The sequence below is a fragment of the Streptomyces sp. NPDC000878 genome, from assembly GCF_053599695.1.
In genome coordinates this window covers 194,202-212,193 of sequence record NZ_JBSFMT010000007.1, presented here as the reverse complement: position 1 = coordinate 212,193, position 17,992 = coordinate 194,202, and the positions used below count along the sequence as shown (strand labels likewise).

The 17,992-nt window shown below is 70.3% G+C and carries 13 protein-coding genes; 5 read left to right on the top strand and 8 right to left on the bottom strand.

The genetic code is table 11. From position 1 onward, the window contains the following. Positions 1–54: 54 nt before the first annotated feature. The 7 genes from ACWDR4_RS09700 to ACWDR4_RS09670 form a co-directional block, all read right to left on the bottom strand. Entirely contained in the window at positions 55–1,689 is a 1,635-nt protein-coding gene (locus ACWDR4_RS09700; RefSeq protein ID WP_450406157.1) for an acyl-CoA dehydrogenase family protein, read from the bottom strand. A gap of 94 nt (positions 1,690–1,783) precedes the next feature. After that, complete coding sequence (gene sbnA / locus ACWDR4_RS09695; RefSeq protein ID WP_450406154.1) at positions 1,784–2,791, bottom strand: 2,3-diaminopropionate biosynthesis protein SbnA; 1,008 nt, start codon at positions 2,789–2,791, stop codon at positions 1,784–1,786. 94 nt (positions 2,792–2,885) lie between these two features. Continuing rightward, positions 2,886–3,923: a 2,3-diaminopropionate biosynthesis protein SbnB gene (sbnB, locus tag ACWDR4_RS09690; RefSeq protein WP_369036706.1), complete on the bottom strand. Its 1,038-nt coding sequence runs from the start codon at positions 3,921–3,923 to the stop codon at positions 2,886–2,888. After that, entirely contained in the window at positions 3,920–4,969 is a 1,050-nt protein-coding gene (locus tag ACWDR4_RS09685; RefSeq protein WP_450406151.1) for a TauD/TfdA family dioxygenase, read from the bottom strand. Before ACWDR4_RS09685 ends, sbnB begins: the two co-directional genes overlap by 4 nt. A 37-nt stretch (positions 4,970–5,006) precedes the next feature. Next, complete coding sequence (locus ACWDR4_RS09680) at positions 5,007–7,340, bottom strand: non-ribosomal peptide synthetase (protein WP_450406148.1); 2,334 nt, start codon at positions 7,338–7,340, stop codon at positions 5,007–5,009. Then, a complete protein-coding gene (locus ACWDR4_RS09675) occupies positions 7,337–9,910 on the bottom strand; it encodes a Pls/PosA family non-ribosomal peptide synthetase (RefSeq protein WP_450406222.1) in 2,574 nt (857 codons plus the stop codon). The genes ACWDR4_RS09680 and ACWDR4_RS09675 overlap by 4 nt, the downstream gene beginning before the upstream one ends. Positions 9,911–9,990: 80 nt before the next feature. Further along, entirely contained in the window at positions 9,991–11,262 is a 1,272-nt protein-coding gene (locus ACWDR4_RS09670; RefSeq protein WP_450406146.1) for a heparan-alpha-glucosaminide N-acetyltransferase domain-containing protein, read from the bottom strand. A gap of 663 nt (positions 11,263–11,925) precedes the next feature. On the opposite strand from ACWDR4_RS09670, the gene ACWDR4_RS09665 reads away from it, so the two are divergent. Together ACWDR4_RS09665 and ACWDR4_RS09660 are read left to right on the top strand one after the other, a co-directional pair. Beyond that, positions 11,926–13,092, top strand: a complete 1,167-nt coding sequence (locus ACWDR4_RS09665; RefSeq protein WP_450406144.1) for a YihY/virulence factor BrkB family protein — start codon at positions 11,926–11,928, stop codon at positions 13,090–13,092. A gap of 94 nt (positions 13,093–13,186) precedes the next feature. Further along, entirely contained in the window at positions 13,187–13,876 is a 690-nt protein-coding gene (locus ACWDR4_RS09660; protein WP_450406141.1) for a helix-turn-helix domain-containing protein, read from the top strand. Between the two features lie 82 nt (positions 13,877–13,958). Here the strand turns inward: ACWDR4_RS09660 and ACWDR4_RS09655 are convergent, their stop codons facing one another. Continuing rightward, complete coding sequence (locus tag ACWDR4_RS09655) at positions 13,959–14,390, bottom strand: VOC family protein (RefSeq protein ID WP_450406139.1); 432 nt, start codon at positions 14,388–14,390, stop codon at positions 13,959–13,961. A 164-nt stretch (positions 14,391–14,554) separates the two neighbouring features. Between ACWDR4_RS09655 and ACWDR4_RS09650 the strand changes: the two genes are divergently transcribed. The 3 genes from ACWDR4_RS09650 to ligA all read left to right on the top strand — a co-directional run bounded on the left by ACWDR4_RS09650 (position 14,555) and on the right by ligA (position 17,983). Next, positions 14,555–15,145 carry an RICIN domain-containing protein gene (locus ACWDR4_RS09650; protein WP_450406136.1) on the top strand — a complete coding sequence of 197 codons (591 nt, stop codon included), beginning with the start codon at positions 14,555–14,557 and terminating at the stop codon, positions 15,143–15,145. 2 nt (positions 15,146–15,147) lie between these two features. Beyond that, positions 15,148–15,786: a DUF4389 domain-containing protein gene (locus ACWDR4_RS09645; protein WP_450406134.1), complete on the top strand. Its 639-nt coding sequence runs from the start codon at positions 15,148–15,150 to the stop codon at positions 15,784–15,786. Positions 15,787–15,865: 79 nt separating this feature from the next. Further along, positions 15,866–17,983 carry an NAD-dependent DNA ligase LigA gene (gene ligA, locus ACWDR4_RS09640; protein ID WP_450406132.1) on the top strand — a complete coding sequence of 706 codons (2,118 nt, stop codon included), beginning with the start codon at positions 15,866–15,868 and terminating at the stop codon, positions 17,981–17,983. Positions 17,984–17,992: the final 9 nt, after the last annotated feature.

Sequence of the window (17,992 nt, the reverse complement as noted above, 5' to 3'; positions counted from 1 at the left end):
TTGTGGCTTGTCGCGCAGTTCCCCGCGCCCCTTTCGAGGCGCTTCGCGCCTCCTCTAGGCCACCGGGCTTGCCCGGTCCACCACCGATTCCAGGTCCAGGGTGTGCGGGAGGGTGCCGAAGGCGTTGCCCCAGTCGCCGCCCAGGCGGGAGGCGCAGAACGCGTCGGCTACCTCCGGGGGTGCGAACCGGACCAGCAGCGAGCCCTGGAGGACGAGGGCGATCCGCTCGACCAGGCGCCGTGCCCGGCCCTCGATGCCGTCCAGGTCGGCGAGTTCGGCCAGCAGGTTCTTGATGGCGCCGTCGAGACGGTGGTCCGCGCCGCGCGCCTTCCCGACCTCCATGAGGAGCGCGTTGAGCGCGGCGGGCTCCCGCTGCATCGCCCGCAGCACGTCCAGCGCCTGGACGTTCCCGGCGCCCTCCCAGACCGAGTTGAGCGGCGACTCGCGCAGCAGCCGGGGCATGCCCGACTCCTCGACATAGCCGTTGCCGCCCAGACACTCGGACGCCTCCACCACCAACGGCGTGCAGCGCTTGGTCACCCAGTACTTGGCGGCCGGCAACGCCAGCCGCAGGAACGCCCGTTCCTGTTCTCCGCCGTCGTCGTAGGCGGCGGCCAGCCGTAGTGCGAGCGTCGTCGCCGCCTCCGACTCCAGGGCCAGATCGGCCAGTACGTTGCGCATCAGCGGCTTGTCGATCAGCTTCCCGCCGAAGGCCTCGCGGTACGTGCAGTGGTGTACGGCCTGGGCGACCGCCTGCCGCATCAGCGCGGCCGAGCCGAGCACACAGTCGAGCCGGGTCGCCGCGACCATCTCGATGATGGTGCGCACCCCGCGCCCCTCGTCCCCGACCCGGCGCACCCACGTCCCGTCGAACTCGACCTCGGCGGACGCGTTGGACCGGTTGCCCAGCTTGTCCTTGAGCCGCTGGATCCGGAACTCGTTGCGGGTGCCGTCCGCCAGCACGCGCGGCAGCAGAAAGCAGGTCACCCCGCCGGGGGCCTGCGCCAGCACCAGGAAACCGTCCGACATGGGCGCCGAACAGAACCACTTGTGGCCCGTCAGCTCGTACGTCCCGTCCTCGGCGAGCGGCCTCGCTACGGTCGTGTTGGCCCGTACGTCGCTGCCGCCCTGCTTCTCCGTCATGCCCATCCCGAAGAGCGCACCGGCCTTCTGCTCGGCCGGCCCGAGCCCCTCCTCGTAGACGGTGGACGTCAGCCGGGGCTCCCACTCGGCGGCGAGCGCCGGGTCGGTGCGCAGCGCGGGCACCGCCGCGTGGGTCATCGACAGCGGGCAGCCGTGGCCCGCCTCGGCCTGCGACCAGACCAGGAACCCGGCGGCCCGCCGCACATGTCCGCCCGGCCGGGTCCAGGCCGCCGTCAGCCCGGCGGAGACGCCCTTGCCGAGCAGCCGGTGCCAGGCCGGATGGAACTCCACCTCGTCGATCCGGTTGCCGTACCGGTCGTGGGTGCGCAGCTTCGGGGGGTTCTCGTTGGCGAGCGTCCCCCATTCCTGCACCTGTGCGGAACCGGAGGACTTCCCGAGCGCGGAGAGTTCGTCCCGGGCCTCGTCCAGAAGCCCGGGGTCCAGATGCCGCTCGACGGCCGCCACCAGGGCCTTGTCGGCGGTGAACACGTCATATCCGACCAGGGGCGGCGCCTGGTTGGTCACGGTGTGGGTGCTGGCTGCCATAAGGGGAACCTACCCCCCGGTACGGTGTTGGTCACCGGATCCCCCGCAGCACAGCACCCCGTGCCGTTTGTGCCGTTTCCGCAGTTCCCGCTGGTCAGGCCGGCCGGGAGAGTGCCGCCAGTTCGTCGGAGGCCATGGACGCCGGATTCTGGCCGGCGGCCCGGTCGGCCTGGAGGGACTCCAGCCACCCGGGGTGGTACACGGTGTCGAGGTAGCGCTCGCCGAGGTCCGGTGCGATCGCCACCGCCGTGAGGTCACGTCCGTCGTGCCGGGCCAGCCACTGCCTGGCCCCGCTGATCACCGTGCCCGTGGACCCGCCGAACAGAAAGCCCCGGGACGCCAGCCGTCGGCAGACCCGCACCGCGTCCGCCTCCTCGACCCGGATCACCTCGTCGATGTACGACTCGTCGAGCAGCTGCGGCCGTACGCTCGTGCCCAGGCCCGGGATCATCCGGGGTCCCGGCGGCCCCCCGAAGGTGACCGAGCCGACGGCGTCCACGGCGACGATCCGCACCCGCCGGTTCCACTGCCAGAACCAGCGCGCGCAGCCCATCAGTGTGCCGGTGGTGCCGGCGCCGACGAACAGGACGTCCAGGCCCGGGAACCGGCGGGCGATCGCCGGTGCCGTCGTACGGTAGTGCGCCCGCCAGTTCCCGTCGTTGGCGTACTGGTTGAGCCACACGTACCGCTCGTCGGAGGCGCACAGCGCGCGGACGTAGCCGATCCTGGCGCCCAGGAGACCGCCGTGCAGATCGGGCCTGTCGATGACGTGCACCCGGCTGCCCAGCGCCTCCATCAGACGGATCGCCTGCACGTTGCAGCGTGAGTCCGTCACGCACAGGAACCCGTAGCCCCGGCTTGCCGCGAGCACACTGAGCGCGACGCCCAGGTTGCCCGAGGAGGACTCCACGAGAACGGATCCCGGCCGCAGCCTGCCGTCCCGTTCGGCGGCCGACACCATCTCGCAGGCGGCCTTCATCTTGATCGAACCGGCGAAGTTGAAGCCCTCGCACTTCAGGTAGAGGGGAAGCCCGACGGTGGCCCGCAGGTCGACGTACAGCTCGTCCTCGTTGAAGTCCGATGGTTGGGAAATGACTGGCATGTTGTCCCCCTGAGTGTGGCGCACCTGCCTCGGCACGCCTGATCTGTGGCACGGCACCCGGCGACCGGGCGCTGCGACTGTCCCCCTGAACAGGTCAGCCGTGCCGGCGCAGTTCGTGGAAGAAGCCGTCGACGACACGGAGTTCGCCGCGGCGGGTCACCTCGTCGTGGACGAACCTGCCGACGGCGAGGTCGAGCACTCCGAGGCCGAACGGCGAGAACACCACCGGCCGGTCCACCGGGACCTTCGTGCGTCCGGTGAGTACGTCGTCCAGCGTGCCGTCGATGAACTCCCGGCTGCCGGTGAGCTGTTCGGCCAGGTGCGGAGAGGTCTCCGCCTTCAGGCAGTGCTCGACGTCGTCGACGTAGTTCGCCGAGGCGAGCAGGATCTCGGGCGCGAGGTCGCGCAATGAGACGTGCAGGACGAGCGGATGGTGGTCGAACCACGACACGTCGTGGATGTGCGGCTTCGCGGCGACGGTCGCGAACACCAGCAAGTCGCTGGACCTGACCAGTTGTTCGGCGCTGTCGTGCACGGTGACCTTGCCGCCGCCGTCCGACCGCTCCAGATAGCCCCGGAAGCCGGCCGCGCTGTCGGCGGACAGGTCGAACACGCCCGTCTCGTCGAACTCCCAGCCGGTGGCGGCCAGATAGGTGTGGATGTAGCGGGCGATGAGCCCGGTGCCGACGAAGCCGACCCGGGTCGGCCGGGCGCGTCCCTGGCTCAGTTTGCCGGCGGCCAGCGCGGCCGAGGCCGCCGTACGGGAGGCACTGATGATCGAGCTCTCCAGGCAGGCGAACGGGTAGCCCGTGTCGTGGTCGTTGAGGATCAGCACGGCCGACGCCCGCGGGATCCCGCCCGCCACGTTCTCCGGGAAGCTGGAGACCCACTTCAGCCCGTCCACGCGCACGTCCCCGCCGATCGACGCGGGCAGCGCGATGATCCGCGACGACGGACGGTCCGGGAACCGCAGGAAGTACGAGGGCGGGTTCACCGAGTCCCCGGCCCCGTGCAGCCGGTACACCGCCTCGACGAGGTCGACGACGTCCGACTCCCGTCCCTGGAGGGCCTGTTGGACCTGCTCACCGGAGATGACCGAGAACGGCGGGACCGTGACAGGGGTCGTGGTCATGATGCTGTCCCTTCGAAGGAACCGGCAAAGCCGGTGGTGTCGGCGGAGTCGGAGCGGCGGACCGGGTCGGCCAGGGCGGCGAGGACCTCGCGCGGCCCCTCGAAGGGCTCCCGGCTGTGTGCCGTACGGATGTTGTCGACGAGCAGCAGATCGCCGTCGCGCCACGCTTCGCGCACGGTGTGCGCCGTGTACACCTCGTTGAGGATCTGGACGACGTCCTCGCCGATCGGATCGCCGTTGCCGTAGCGGGTGTTGAAGGGGAGGCCGTCGGCGCCGTACACGTCGACCAGGTACTCGTGGACCTCCGGGTCCATCGTCCACTCGTTGAGGAACGCGATCTGGTTGAACCAGCAGCGCCGGCCGGTGACCGGGTGGCGCAGCACGGCGCCGCGCCGCTGACGGGTGCGCAGGGAGCCGTCCAGCTCCCAGGCGAACTCGATGGCGTGGGTACGGCAGTAGCGCTCGACCGAGGCCCGGTCGGAGGTGCCGAAGGCCTCGGCGAGCGTCGCGCCTATCTCGTCGTTGAACGTCCGGGTGAGCAACCAGCCCTCCTTCTCGAAGCGTTGGACGAGTTCGGCGGGCAGCGCGTCGAGCACGGCCGCCGAGTCGGCCACCCCGGTCGCGCCGCCGTCGGCGGGCGCTTCGAGGCAGGCGAACATCAGCAGGCCGGGGAACTCCTGCGCGTAGCTCAGCTCGTGGTGCATGCACATCGGCTGGTTGGGCGGCCACTTGGAGGACGAGTACACGCCGTCGGCGTACCGCCGCCGGGGCGCGAAGGCCTCTTGGTCGCTCATCAGACCGTCGGCCAGCCGCCGCAGCACGGCGCCGGTCGTGGCGGGCTCGCGCAGACCGAGGCCGCGCACCAGCAGCGAACCGTGCTCGGCGACGGCCGCCCGCAGCGCGTCCCGGTGGGCTCCCGCCCACTCCGCCGCGTCGGTGACGGGCGGGGTGCGCAGGACCGGGGGCCGGCCGGGGAGCAGTTCGATGCCCGGAAGTGCGGCCGGGGGAGCGGGAGTTGAAGCCGAAGGTGTGGAAGAGAGTGCCATGGTGTCGTTCCCTTTCTGTACGGCGGTGCGGCCGTCGTCAGGCGGTGGCGGCCGGCGCGTCGAGCAGCTCGGCCAGGTCCGCGAGGACCGGGTGGCGGACGACGTCCTTGAGGGTGATCGCCCGGTCCAGGGCGATCGCGAGCCGGACGGCCGACAGCGAGGTGCCGCCACGGTCGAAGAAGTGGTCGAGCCGGCCGATCCGGTCGGCCGGAACACCGAGCACGTCGGCCCAGGCGGCGGCCAGCCGCCGCTCACCGGCCGTCTCCGGCCCCCGCACACCCTCCTCGGCGGTGTCGAGTTCCTCGGCGAGCGCGGTGAGCGTCCTGCGGTCGGTCTTGCCGTTGGGGGTGAGCGGCAGCCGCTCCCGCCAGTGCACGGCCGCCGGAACCATGTACACGGGCAGCGACTCGGCCAACCGCTCCTGTACGTCCACGAGTTCGGCGCCGGTGCAGAACGCCACCAGCCGTGCGCCCCGTACGACGACCACGGCGCCGTCCCGGACCCCGGGCACCCGCAGCAGCGCGTTCTCGATCTCGCCGATCTCGATCCGGAAGCCCCGCAGCTTCACCTGGGTGTCCCGGCGGCCGAGGAACTCCAGCCTGCCGTCGGGCAGCCAGCGCCCGTGGTCGCCGCTGCGGTAGAGCCGCTCACCGGGCCGGTACGGGTCCAGCGTGAAGGCGGCGGCCGTGCGCTCGGGGTCGTTGACGTACCCGCGCCCGACACACACCCCGGAGAACACGATCTCCCCGGGCGCCCCGAGCGGCACGGGCGAGAGGTGCTCGTCGACCACGTACACGCGGACGTTGCGCACGGGCCGCCCGAGCGGAACGCGGGGCCCGTCCGGGACCCGCTCCATCACCTCGTGGTTGGTGTCGTCCGAAGTCTCCGTCAGGCCATAGGCGTTGGCTACCTTGATGCCGGGCTGGGCGGCGAACCAGCGCTGCACCAGCTCCCGCTTCACCGCCTCCCCGGTCACCGACACGCAGTGCAGATCGGGGAGTTCGCGGGGCCGCTGCTCCAACTCGGCGAGCACGGCTTCGAGATACGACGGCACGATCTGGAGCACGTTGACCCCGCCGTCCACGATCGTGTCCACGAACCGGGGCACGTCCAGGATCACGTCCTGCCCGACCAGCAGCGTCCGGCCGCCGACGAGCAGCGCGGACACCAGCTGCCACAGCGAGATGTCGAAGCACTGGGGAGCGGTCTGCGCGACCGTCTCCCCCTCGCCGACCTCCAGGTCCTCCAGCTTGGCGAGGACGTGGTTGACGAAGCCCGCGTGCTCGCACATCGCGCCCTTGGGCTCCCCGGTCGACCCGGACGTGAAGTAGATGTAGGCGAGTTGGCCGGCGGTGACGGGCACGTTCAGATCGTCGTTCGCGTGCCCCTCCGCCTCGATCTCGTCGACGTACAGCCTCGGTACGTCCGTCCCCGTCCCGTCGAGCGTGGTGGTGCTGCCGTGCTCGGTGACGACGAACGCGCACTCGGCGCGGGTCAGGGTGGCGTTGATGCGCCCGGCCGGGAAGTGCGGCTCGACCGGCAGATAGACACCGCCCGCCTTGAGCACCCCGAGCACGGCGGCCATCCAGTCCAGGTTGCGCTCGGTGACCACGGCGACGACACCCTCACGGGTCAGCCCACGGGCCAGCAGGGCCCGACCGACCTGGTTCGCCCGGGAGTTGAGCTGCCGGTAGGTCCACTCCGTCCCGCCCTGCACGGCCGCGACCGCGTCCGGGTGCTTGCGGACCCGCTCCTCGAACAGCTCGTGCACCCGGCGGTCCGGGAGTTCACGCTCCGGGCCCGCCAACCCGTCGAGCTGGAAGGCGAGTTCGGCACCGGACAGCAGGCTCTGGCCCTCGTGGTCGGCGTCCGGGTCGGCGGTCATCAGGGAGAGCGCGGTGAGGTGGTAGCCGGCGATCCGGGCAGCCGCCTCGGTGTCGAGGACATCGGTGCGGTGACGCAGCAGCAGGGTGCGCTCACCGACGCTCAGGTACAACACGGCGCCGTCCGTGCCGGGTTCGCCACCGTGCGGGTCGAGGACGGTCTCGTACGGCGGCTCGTCCGCCCCGCCCACCTCGTCGGCGAGGTCCGTCAGGGCCAGCAGCTCCCGCCAGGAGCCGGGGCCGACCAGCATCCGGCGGGCCACGGGCCGCTGCCCCTTCACCGCCACGTACCCGGCGGTGACCTCCCGCTCACCGGAGAGCGAGGCGAGTACCTTGGCGTGCGCGGCGAGCAGCGCCGACTCGAAGGAGGCCGACCTCAACAGGCCGGTGTCGAGCGGGACTTCGTACTCGGCGTACACCGAGTGGGGCCTGCTCTGCGGGTTCTCGCCCGGGACCGGGCCGGGTATCCAGCGTGGAATCGTCGTCATCGTTCTGCCCCCGTCGATGTCTCTGCGGTCCGACCGGGCTGTGCGAGCCGGTCGGTCTGGGTCGTGAGTGCGGTGTGCGTGGTCCGCGAGGTCAGTGCGGGCCGGTCGGACTGTGCGGTCAGGGCGATCTGGTCGCTGCGCAGCGGCACCGCCGGGTTTCCGCCCCAGCGGGCCAGGCACGGGATGTCCTCGCCCTTCATCAGGAAGGAGTCCGGGGCGAGTTGGGAACCGTCGCCCATCGACACCCCGTAGTGCACGAGTGCGGCGGTGCCGACCGTGACGCCCGCACCGAGGACGATGTGGTCGGACTTGAAGGTGCCGTCCTCCTGCGAGTGGGACTGGAGGATGCTGCGCGGGCCGAGGGTGCAGTCGTCGCCGATCGTGGTGAGGGTGCGCTCGGTGATGGCGGCGCCGTCGTCGAAGACCCGGCGCCCGATCCGCACGCCCAGCAGCCGCCAGGCCAGGTTCTTGAACGGCGTGCCGTTGAGGGCGACGAGATAGGCGGCGGGCACCTTCCACAGCCGCTCCTGCCACCAGAAGCGCGGCTCGTAGATGGAGCACAACTGCGGTACCAGGGGCCGGAACCGGGTGATGAGCCGCTCGACGAGCACGTAGTACCCGGCGCTGAGCACAAGCCCGAGGAACAGGGAGGCGCCGACCAGCGCACCGGCGGCGACGCCGTGCGTGCCGTGCACGGCGAGGGCCGCGAAGCCGAGCACCGTGAAGAGCAGGGAGTGCAGCCAGCGGACGAACAGGAACAGGCCCATCGTGCGCAGGTTGTAGCGGTTCTTCGCGGCGAGCCGGCGGGCGAACTCGCCGCCCTCGCGCAGATGGTCGAAGCTGCTGTCCCGCTCCACCGACCGCGGGATCTCGAAGGACGGCGAGCCCAACAGCCCGACGTTCTCCCGGAGTTCACCGTCGAGCGGGACCATCACCTTGGTCGCCAGCAGGACGTTCTCGCCGGTCCGGCCCCCGGAGGGGTAGGCGATGTGGTTGCCCAGGAAGCTGTGCGGCCCGATCTCCGCCCGCGAGACGCGGAACGACGTACCGGAGTAGTCGGCGTTGAGGACCGACAGCCCGTCGGCGACCATCGTGCCGCGGCCGACGGAGACCAGGTAGGGGGTCTCCTGCCGTACCTCCGTACCGAAGTTGGAGCCGGTCTGCTCGACGTGCGAGAGGTCGTAGCCGATGGCCCGCAGATAGTGGACGACGTACGAGCTGTCGCCGGTCAGCCACAGGAAGAACTTCAGGTTCGTCATGCGGGTGACGGCCCGCTGCGCCCCGTAGTGCAGGCCGTACAGCGGATACACCCGGTCCGGCTCGATCACCAGGTTCAGCAGCCGGGGGACCAGGGACACGCTCACGGCTCCGACGACCATGACGCTGGTGAAGAGCACGAGGGACACGCCCAGGGCCTCGGCGTAGAAGCGGACCGAGGTCATGTCGGCCACGTCCGGGTCGAACAGCGCCTCCAGCTGGGGAGCCAGGTCCAGCAGCAGATAGCCGCCCCCGACCGCCAACGGCACATAGAACAGGAGGAGTTGGAGGAGACTGGCGAGGCCGTAGGCGGCCCGGCGGGCGGTGGAGCAGGGGGCCGCGGGGACCCGTACGTAGTCCACGTCCGTGGGCTGGGCGGGCGAGCCGTGCCAGCGCAGGCCCGCCGGGACCGCCTGGCCCTCGAACAGGCTGGACGAGTGGCCGAGTTGGGCGCCGTCGCCGATCGACGTGCCGATGTCGAGGACGGTCTTCTCACCGACGTACACATCCCTGCCCAGGGTGACCGGGCCGGTCTGGACACGGCCGGCGACGGCCCGGTAGCAGAGGAAGTGGGCGTCCTTGCGGATCACCGTGCCCGCGCCGACCGTGAGCAGGTCGGTGCAGACCGGGAGGCTCGGCGAGAGAATCGTGACGCCCTTGCCGATGCGCGCGCCGAGCGCCCGCAGATAGAGCACGTAGAGCGGGTTCCCGGCGAACAGGACCATCGGGTTGGCGTGCAGCAGCGCCTTCACGGTCCAGAAGCGCAGATAGGCGAGGCTCCACACCGGGAACTCGGTCGCCTTCCAGCGGCCGATCAGCACCCACTTGGCGACCACCGGCAGGGTGCACATCCCGACGAAGACGGCACCGCCGAACACGACCGACCGCACATAGACGTCGACGGCTCCCGCACCGGCGTTGATCCACTCGTAGCCCTCGACGGTGACGAGCCCGGCGAGGAAGCAGTACGCCGTGAAGACCAGCAACTGCGCGGCCCCGCACAGGACATACCGCGAGGTGCTGCCGGGCGCCGGTGCCTCGGCCGGCGGTGCGGCGGGAGCCTCGGCCGGGGCGCCGCCGAGCGCCGCCGCCAGACTCCGGATCGTCGGATGGCCGTACACGTCCTTCATCGACACGGACGGCAGATCGTCGCGCTTCCTGACGCGGGCACAGAAGTGCGCCATGACCAGGGAGTTGGCGCCGAGATCGTCGAAGAAGTGGCTGTCGAGCGGTACTTGGTCCGTCTTCACGACCCCGGCGAGCACCTCGGCGAGGATCCGCTCGGTGTCACCCCCGGCGCCGGACATCTGCATCTGCTTGATCGGATCGGTCGGCGGTATGGACGCCGACTCGATCGGTTTTCCCCCCACTGTTCCCCCCACGGTGAAGCTCCTTAGCGGTGCTGGTCCTGGCTTTCGGTTCGGTCGGCTGATTCGGTCGGTTCGGATCGGTGGACGACCGGTCGATCGGCGGCCGGGGTCCCCTGTTCCCGGCCTGTTTCCCGGCCCTGCTCCCGTGCCCGCACCCACGCCCGGGCCTCCCATGCCGCCCCCGCGACCAGGGACTCCAGGGGTCCCCGGCCCCTGGTGAGCCGCCACACGACCGCGAAGAGCAGCGAGCCCACGACCAGCACGGCGTACTGGAGGTCGGGGGAGCCGTTCAGCGCTCCGGTGGCGAGGAAGAGGACATGGGCGGTGTAGAGGGTCAGCGGCATGCTTCCGGCAGCCGCCAGCGGGAGCAGCGCGCGCCGCACCACGGTGATCCGGGTCAGCAGCAGGACCGCCGCGAGCAGTGCGGTGGCCGAGCCGAGGGTGTGCAGCATGTCGAACGGCGAGGTGGAGTGCGGCGCCCGGGAGACCATCGACCACCAGGTCTCGCCGTCCGGGGTGTCCCACAGGGCCTCGTCGCGGGCATGCGGCCCGGTCGCGTCGTAGAACTCGTTCTCCTGGAGCCGCTCCAGCCCGCCCCAGCGGAAGAGCCACAGCGAGCAGGTCAGCCAGGAGGCGGCGGCGAGCGCCAGCCCGGCGGTCAACAACCGGGTGGCGGTGCGCCGGTCGAAGAGGTCGAGGCGCCCGATGGCGAGCCCGGCACAGAGGTACGCCGTCCACGCCAGGACCGGGTAGTCGCCGTGGACCAGGAGGTCGCCGAGGAGACCGGCCGGGTCGGTGACGACGTCCTGGAGCGTCGGGTCGCCGTCGAAGGCCGGTTCGGGCAGCGCCCCCTGCAACAGGTGGACGAGGAACGGCGCGACCACGCCCAGTGCGAGGGCGATGCAGGCCAACGTCCGTGCCCGCAGGGCCAGTAGGGGCAGCGCGAGCAGGAACAGCAGGGCGTAGAAGGCGAGGATCACGTCGACTTCGAGGCTGGCCGCGTTGGCGGCGTAACCCAGCGTCAGCCCGATCAGACCGACGGACAGCGCCCGGGCGGCGACCGCGGCGAGCGAGCCGCGGTCGACCCGGGGCGTACGGCCGCCGGTCGTGAAGGCCAGGCCGACGCCGGCGACCAGCGCGAAGGTCGCCGAGGACCGGCCGCCCGCCAGCTGCCAGGCCACCGTCGGGGAATCGTTCGGCTCGAACGCTCCGAATACGTGCACGGAGAACATACCGAGTAACGCGAGGCCACGGGCCACGTCCACACCGGCGATGCGCGGTGTCGATAAAGGCATGAGCAGCTCCGTAAATTGGCAAATTGGCACGATGGATTTCGCGTCCGCTGTGCGTCCACGGTGCAGCTGTGAGCGGGAGTGACAGTTGACGCGATAGAGGAAAAGGCGTACGGGACGAAATGACGTGTCAGCGGAAAATGTCGATGAGCGCGGCGTGCGGCACGGCGTCGATCCGCACGGCTTCGTGCGGATCACGGGCAACGCGGCTCGATCGGGCTTGGTCGGAGCCCGGATGCCCCCGTGTCGTGATGCTTCGGACTCCCTTGGGTGGGTGTGCCCCGGAGAATGCAATCCGAATTGTTTCGACCCGGTTATGAACGGGTCAAGCGTAACCGGCGTAATGTCGCTTTCCTGTTACAGAGTCACGACTTTTCGTACGGAATGCGACCGCCTGCGCGGACCCCTCACCAGGGAGCTTTCCGTAGGGCAGGTGTAATTGCCGGGCGGTATTCCGTTTGGGCGCGCCGAAATATAGCCGCCAAGTGCATGACAGAAATAGTATTCGATTTGCCTGCTGAATCGTTCCTTTCCGTTTCCACTGGGTTTCTCTTCGTTTTCTGCCGTGTCACGGGAAGGGAGGGGAGGGAGCGGTGTGCGGGTGCCGGGTCCTGACCGGGGCACCGGAGGGTGAGAGGGGTACCGCCCGCCCGATACCGTTAGGGCGTGCAGGCAGCAAGTGAACTTCCCGAGAGCCCCAGCGGCCGACTCCACCGCGCGCGCGTCCTCTACCGGAACGTCTCGAAGCGCAGGACCGCATGGCTGTTGCTCAAGGACACCGTCAACTCGTGCATCGAGTACCGGATCCTGGGTCTGGCGGCCGAGGCGGCCTTCTTCACGCTGCTGTCCGTGCCGCCGCTGCTGCTGAGTCTGATCGGCCTGCTCGGCTACGTCGACGACTGGACCGGCACCGACACCATCACCAGCCTGGAGACCAACCTCCTGGAGGCGTCCCGGACGGTCCTGTCCGACAAGGGCGTCACCGAGATCGCCCGGCCGATCCTGGACGACGTGATGAAGGGCGGCCGGCCCGACGTCATCTCCATAGGGTTCCTGTTCGCCCTCTGGTCCGGCTCGCGCGCAGTGAACGTCTTTATCGACACCATCACCGTCATGTACGGCCTCGACGGCGTCCGGGGCATCGTCAAGACGCGGCTCGTCGCCTTCGTCCTGTTCGTCGTCGCCCTGCTGATCGGCTCGGTCGCGCTGCCGCTGATGGTGGCCGGGCCGGACGCCGTACTCAACGTCCTGCCATGGTCGGAGACGCTCGTACAGGTCCTGTACTGGCCCGTCGTCATCCTCCTCTCCATCGCCTTCCTGACAACGCTGTTCCATGTGTCGGTCCCCGTGCGCTCACCGTGGATCGAGGACGTCCCGGGCGCGCTGATGGCCCTCGGGATGTGGGTGCTCGGCAGCTTCCTGCTGCGCATCTACCTCACCAAGACGATCGAGGGCGCCACGATCTACGGATCGCTCGCGGCGGCCGTCGCCGTCCTCCTGTGGGTGGGCGTGTCCGCGTTCGCGGTGCTCGTCGGGGCCGCCGTCAACGCGGCCATCGACCGGGTCTGGCCGGCCGCCTCCACCGCTGCGGCGCGTGCCGCCAACGAACGGATGCGGGAGGAGGAGGCCGCCGAGTACGTCGCCCGGATGGCCGCCACCCGCACCTACGAGCCCGACGACGACCCGGACGACCCCGACGACCCGGCGGACATGCCCTCCGAGTTCCCGGAACGCTGGTCGCGTTTCCTGCCACCGGAGGATGTGACGTCCCGGCTGCGGGCGCATGTGAAGAGCACACCCAAGACGGGGGAGGGGCCGCCGTCCGCGAAGTGACGGGGGACGACGGGCTGCGGCTCGGGCTTTTCTTCGCCCCCGCCGGGCGAATCGCTCGGTGGACGCGGAAGCCAGGCGGCGTAGCCTTTCGTACGTGTACGAGGAACGGCCCTCCCGGCTGCCGGGCGCGGTGGTGTGGACGAACACCCCGGCCGGGCCCGTCGCGCGGCCCGTCCTCCCCGACGGCTGCATGGACCTGCTCTGGCGCGAGGGCCGACTCCTGGTCGCGGGCCCCGACACCCGCCCGTACGTCCCCGAAGGCGCCCCCGCGCACTGGGCGGGCGTCCGCTTCCACCCCGGCACGGCGCCGGCTCTGCTGGGAGTACCCGCACACGAACTCCGGGACCGGCGCGTCGAGTTGGCAGACCTGTGGGGAGCGGCGGGGGTGCGGCGCCTGAGGGCACGTGTCGACGCGGCACCGGATCCGGCGACGGCGCTTGAGCAGCTGGCACTGGAACGGGCGGCGGACACACCTCCGCCGGATCCCTTGCTGGGCGGCCTGGTGGCAGCCCTGCGATCGGGCCGCCCGGTCAGCCGTACGGCCGACGAACTGGGCCTGAGTGCCCGCCAGTTGCACCGCCGCTCCCTGTCCGCCTTCGGCTACGGCCCCAAGACCCTGGCCCGCATCCTCCGTATGCAGCGCGCACTGGCCCTGGCGAGGAAGGGGGTGCCTTTCGCGGAGACGGCGACGCGCGCCGGGTACGCGGACCAGGCTCACTTGGCACGGGACGTAAGGGAGTTGGCGGGAGTACCGCTGGGGCAACTATTGAACGGAGGGGGTTGAGCGCCCCTTTTAGGGGCGCGGGGAACTGCGCGACAAGCCCCCACCGCCCCGCGGCCAAAATCACGGCCCGTCCCGCGGAGCGTCATGCATCCTGCGGGGCGAACAGATCAACCCCATTGCCATCAGGATCAAGCACACACGCATACCGCTGCCCCCACACCGCATCCCACGGCTTCAGCTCACTCCGATACCCCGCCCCCACCAACTCCTCGTACAGGGAGTCGACTTCGGAGGCCGAGCCGCACAGCACGGCCAGCCCGATCCGCCCACCACCACTCGGCCGCTGCCAGCCAGGATGGAAGGACCGGACGGTCTCCTCCGTGTCGAGCAACAGCCGCAGCCCGCCCGGGAGTTGGGCCTCGACGTGCGGCTGCTCCTCGGCTCCCTCGGGGAAGTCGAGCCCGAGCCGGCGGTAGAAGGCGACGGAGGCGGCGAGGTCGGCGACGACGATGCCGATGGCGTCGAAGCGGGGGGTCGGGCGCGGGGCGGGTTGTGAGGGTGCTTGTGAAGTCATACGGCCAGGTTAGGCAGGTCGCCGGAGACCCGTCTTGAAGAAAACGGACGTGCCGAGACCCCCGTTCCACTCCCGGTTGCGGGCCCCGCAGAGGGCGCGAATAGTGGAAAGGGCAGCTGCACCTTGATCAAAAGGGGAACTTGATCAAAAGGAGGAGCACTGCCATGCGCAAGCACACTCGGGCACATCGTCTTCTGACGGCATCGACGATTCTGTTCGCGGGAGGCGTCCTGCTGCTGCCGACTCCCACGATCGCCCAGCCGGAGAAACCGCAGAAGCCTCAGCAGACCGATTCCAAGAACGCCCCGGCCGTGATCCTGGGAGCCGCTTTCCAGATCAAGAACCCGCAGACCGGAAAGTGCATGACGGTCGCGGGCGGCCGTTCGAAGGAGAACAACGTCCGGCTCGTCCAGTTCACCTGTGACACGGACCCCTCGCGCCGCTGGAGGCTCACCAACGGGGAGGACAACTCCTACCAGCTCGTCAATGTGCAGACGCGCAAGTGCGCGACGCTCGCGGGCGGGCGCTCGACCGAGAACAACGTCGAACTGGTCCAGTTCGACTGCGACTCGGACGCTTCCCGTCGTTGGAGCCTCGTCAACTGGGACGGCAGCTCCTACGAACTCGTCAACGACCAGACGGGCAAGTGCGCGACGGTCGCCGGTGGCCGCTCCACCGACAACAACGTCACTCTGGTGCAGTTCGACTGCGACCGGGACCGGTCCCGCACCTGGAACCTGAACCTGGCGGGCTGACGATGAGTACCGCACTGTTCGAACACCCTCGAAGTCCGGTGACCCTGGAAGCGGTGTACGACCCCGGCCTCTCCCGCTGGTTGTGGCTGGTCAAGTGGGTGCTGGCGATCCCGCACTACGTCGTCCTGCTCTTCCTCTGGATCGCCTTCCTCCTCGTCACCGTGATCGCCTTCTTCGCGATCCTGTTCACCGGCTCCTATCCACGCGCCCTGTTCACCTTCAACGTCGGTGTGCTGCGCTGGGGTTGGCGGGTGGCGTACTACACGTACGGCTCGCTCGGCACCGACCGCTATCCACCGTTCACGCTCGCGGACGTGCCCGACTACCCGGCCCACCTGGAGATCGCCCGGCCCGAACAGCTCTCGCGCGGGCTCGTGCTCGTCAAGTCGTGGCTGCTGGTGCTGCCCCAGCTGCTCGTGGTCGCCGTCATCGTCGGCGGCACCCGCTTCATGGTCGGCCTCGCCAGCCTGCTGGCCTTCTACGCCGGCGTCTCCCTGCTGTTCACCGGCCACTATCCACGCGGCATGTACGACCTCAACATCGGCCTGCACCGCTGGACGGCCCGCGTCATGGCGTACGCGGCCCTGATGACGGACACCTATCCGCCGTACCGGCTGGACCAGGGACCGAGCGAGCCGTGACCCGCATGGAGGTCATCGAGCACACCGAGGACAACGAGCCCAGGGGGCGTTGTCAGTGGTGGCGTGCAGGATGGCGGGCATGACCACACCAGTTGCAGTGATCGTGGATGCCGTCGCCTACGCGCAGGCGGTCGAGGACGCGGTGAAGGCGTCGGCCGCCTACTACGAGGGCGGCACCTCGGTGTTCGACGACGACGCCTACGACCGGCTCGTACGCGGTATCGCGGCCTGGGAGGCCGGGCATCCCGAACAGGCGCTGCCCGAGTCGCCGACCGGGAAGGTCGCCGGGGGCGCCGTGGAGGGCGATGTCCCGCACACCGTCGAGATGCTGAGCCTGGACAACGTCTTCTCGCCGGAGGAGTTCACCGCCTGGACCGCGTCGCTGGCCCGCCGCATCGGCCACGAGGTGGAGCGGTTCAACGTGGAACCGAAGCTCGACGGGCTCGCGATCGCCGCCCGCTACACCCACGGCCGCCTCACCCGGCTGATCACCCGCGGCGACGGGAGAGCCGGGGAGGACGTCTCGCACGCCATCGGCACCGTCGAGGGCCTGCCCGCCGAGCTCGCAGAACCGGTGACGGTGGAGGTGCGCGGCGAAGTCCTGATGACCAGCGCCCAGTTCGAGTACGCCAACGAGGTGCGCACGACACACGGCGGGACGCCGTTCGCCAACCCGCGCGGCGCCTCGGCGGGCACCCTGCGCGCCAAGGAGCGTGCGTACACCGTGCCGATGACGTTCTTCGGCTACGGCCTGCTGCCCCTCGCGGACACCGAGACGCAGCTCGCGGACCGGCTCGGCGAGCTTGCGCACAGCGACCTCATGACGCTGGCCGGCGAGCTGGGCGTGAACACCACCGCGACCACCGCCGTACCCGGTGTCACCGCCGGCACGGTCGAGCAGGTGATGGCCCGGGTCACGGAGATCGCCGCACTGCGGGCCGAGCTGCCGTTCGGGATCGACGGGATCGTCATCAAGGCCGACCTGGCCGCCGACCAGCGGGCCGCCGGATCGGGATCGCGCGCTCCGCGCTGGGCCATCGCCTACAAGCTGCCCGCCGTGGAGAAGATCACCCGGCTGCTGGAGGTGGAGTGGAACGTCGGCCGCACCGGGATCATCGCCCCGCGCGCGGTCCTGGAGCCGGTCGAGATCGACGGCGCCACCATCACGTACGCGACCCTCCACAACCCCAACGACATCACCCGCCGCGACCTGCGCCTCGGCGACCACGTCATGGTCCACCGCGCCGGCGACGTCATCCCGCGCGTAGAAGCCCCCGTCGCCCACCTCCGTACGGGCGACGAGCAGCCGATCGTCTTCCCCGAGGTGTGCCCGCGCTGCGGGGCGGCCATCGACACCAGCGAGCAGCGCTGGCGCTGCGAGAACGGCCGTAACTGCCACTTGGTCGCCGCGCTCTCCTACGCGGCCGGCCGCGACCAACTCGACATCGAGGGCCTCGGCCACACCCGCGTGGTCCAACTCGTCGACGCCGGTCTGGTGAAGGACCTCGCCGACCTGTTCGCCCTGACCCGGGAGCAGTTGCTGGCTCTGGAGCGGATGGGGAAGACGAGCACCGACAACCTCCTCGCCGCGATCGGCGCGGCGAAGGGCCAACCCCTGTCGCGCGTGCTGTGCGCCCTCGGGGTACGCGGCACCGGACGCTCCATGTCCCGCCGTATCGCCCGGTACTTCGCCACCATGGACAACATCCGCGCCGCGGACGCCGAAGCGATGCGGCAGGTCGAGGGCATCGGCACCGAGAAGGCCCCGTCCATCGTCGCCGAACTGGCCGAACTCGCCCCGCTCATCGACAGACTCGTCGCGGCCGGGGTGAACATGACGGAACCCGGCGCCACCCCGCCCGCCCCCACGACCGAAGCCGCCGCCGACGGCCTCTCGGAGGCTGCGGACACGACGAGCGGACCGCTGGCCGGGATGACGGTGGTCGTGACCGGTGCCATGACCGGAGCCCTGGAGAAGCTCAGCCGCAACCAGATGAACGAACTCATCGAACGAGCCGGAGGCCGCTCCTCCTCCAGCGTCTCCAAGAAGACCACCCTGGTCGTCGCCGGAGAAGGCGCCGGCTCGAAGCGCGCCAAGGCCGAGACCCTCGGCGTCCGCCTGGCCACCCCGGACGAGTTCGCCACTCTCGTCGCCGACCACCTCGACCCCCTGGGACCGGAGGACCCCGCCGCATAGGCTGGTTGC

Coding starts and splice junctions, on each gene's coding strand:
- sbnA (WP_450406154.1), bottom strand. CDS start 2,791: ATGCCAGTCATTTCCCAACCATCGGACTTCAACGAGGACGAGCTGTAC.
- ACWDR4_RS09675 (WP_450406222.1), bottom strand. CDS start 9,910: ATGCAGATGTCCGGCGCCGGGGGTGACACCGAGCGGATCCTCGCCGAG.
- ACWDR4_RS09650 (WP_450406136.1), top strand. CDS start 14,555: ATGCGCAAGCACACTCGGGCACATCGTCTTCTGACGGCATCGACGATT.
- sbnB (WP_369036706.1), bottom strand. CDS start 3,923: ATGACCACGACCCCTGTCACGGTCCCGCCGTTCTCGGTCATCTCCGGT.
- ACWDR4_RS09700 (WP_450406157.1), bottom strand. CDS start 1,689: ATGGCAGCCAGCACCCACACCGTGACCAACCAGGCGCCGCCCCTGGTC.
- ACWDR4_RS09685 (WP_450406151.1), bottom strand. CDS start 4,969: ATGGCACTCTCTTCCACACCTTCGGCTTCAACTCCCGCTCCCCCGGCC.
- ligA (WP_450406132.1), top strand. CDS start 15,866: ATGACCACACCAGTTGCAGTGATCGTGGATGCCGTCGCCTACGCGCAG.
- ACWDR4_RS09680 (WP_450406148.1), bottom strand. CDS start 7,340: ATGACGACGATTCCACGCTGGATACCCGGCCCGGTCCCGGGCGAGAAC.
- ACWDR4_RS09670 (WP_450406146.1), bottom strand. CDS start 11,262: ATGCCTTTATCGACACCGCGCATCGCCGGTGTGGACGTGGCCCGTGGC.
- ACWDR4_RS09645 (WP_450406134.1), top strand. CDS start 15,148: ATGAGTACCGCACTGTTCGAACACCCTCGAAGTCCGGTGACCCTGGAA.
- ACWDR4_RS09655 (WP_450406139.1), bottom strand. CDS start 14,390: ATGACTTCACAAGCACCCTCACAACCCGCCCCGCGCCCGACCCCCCGC.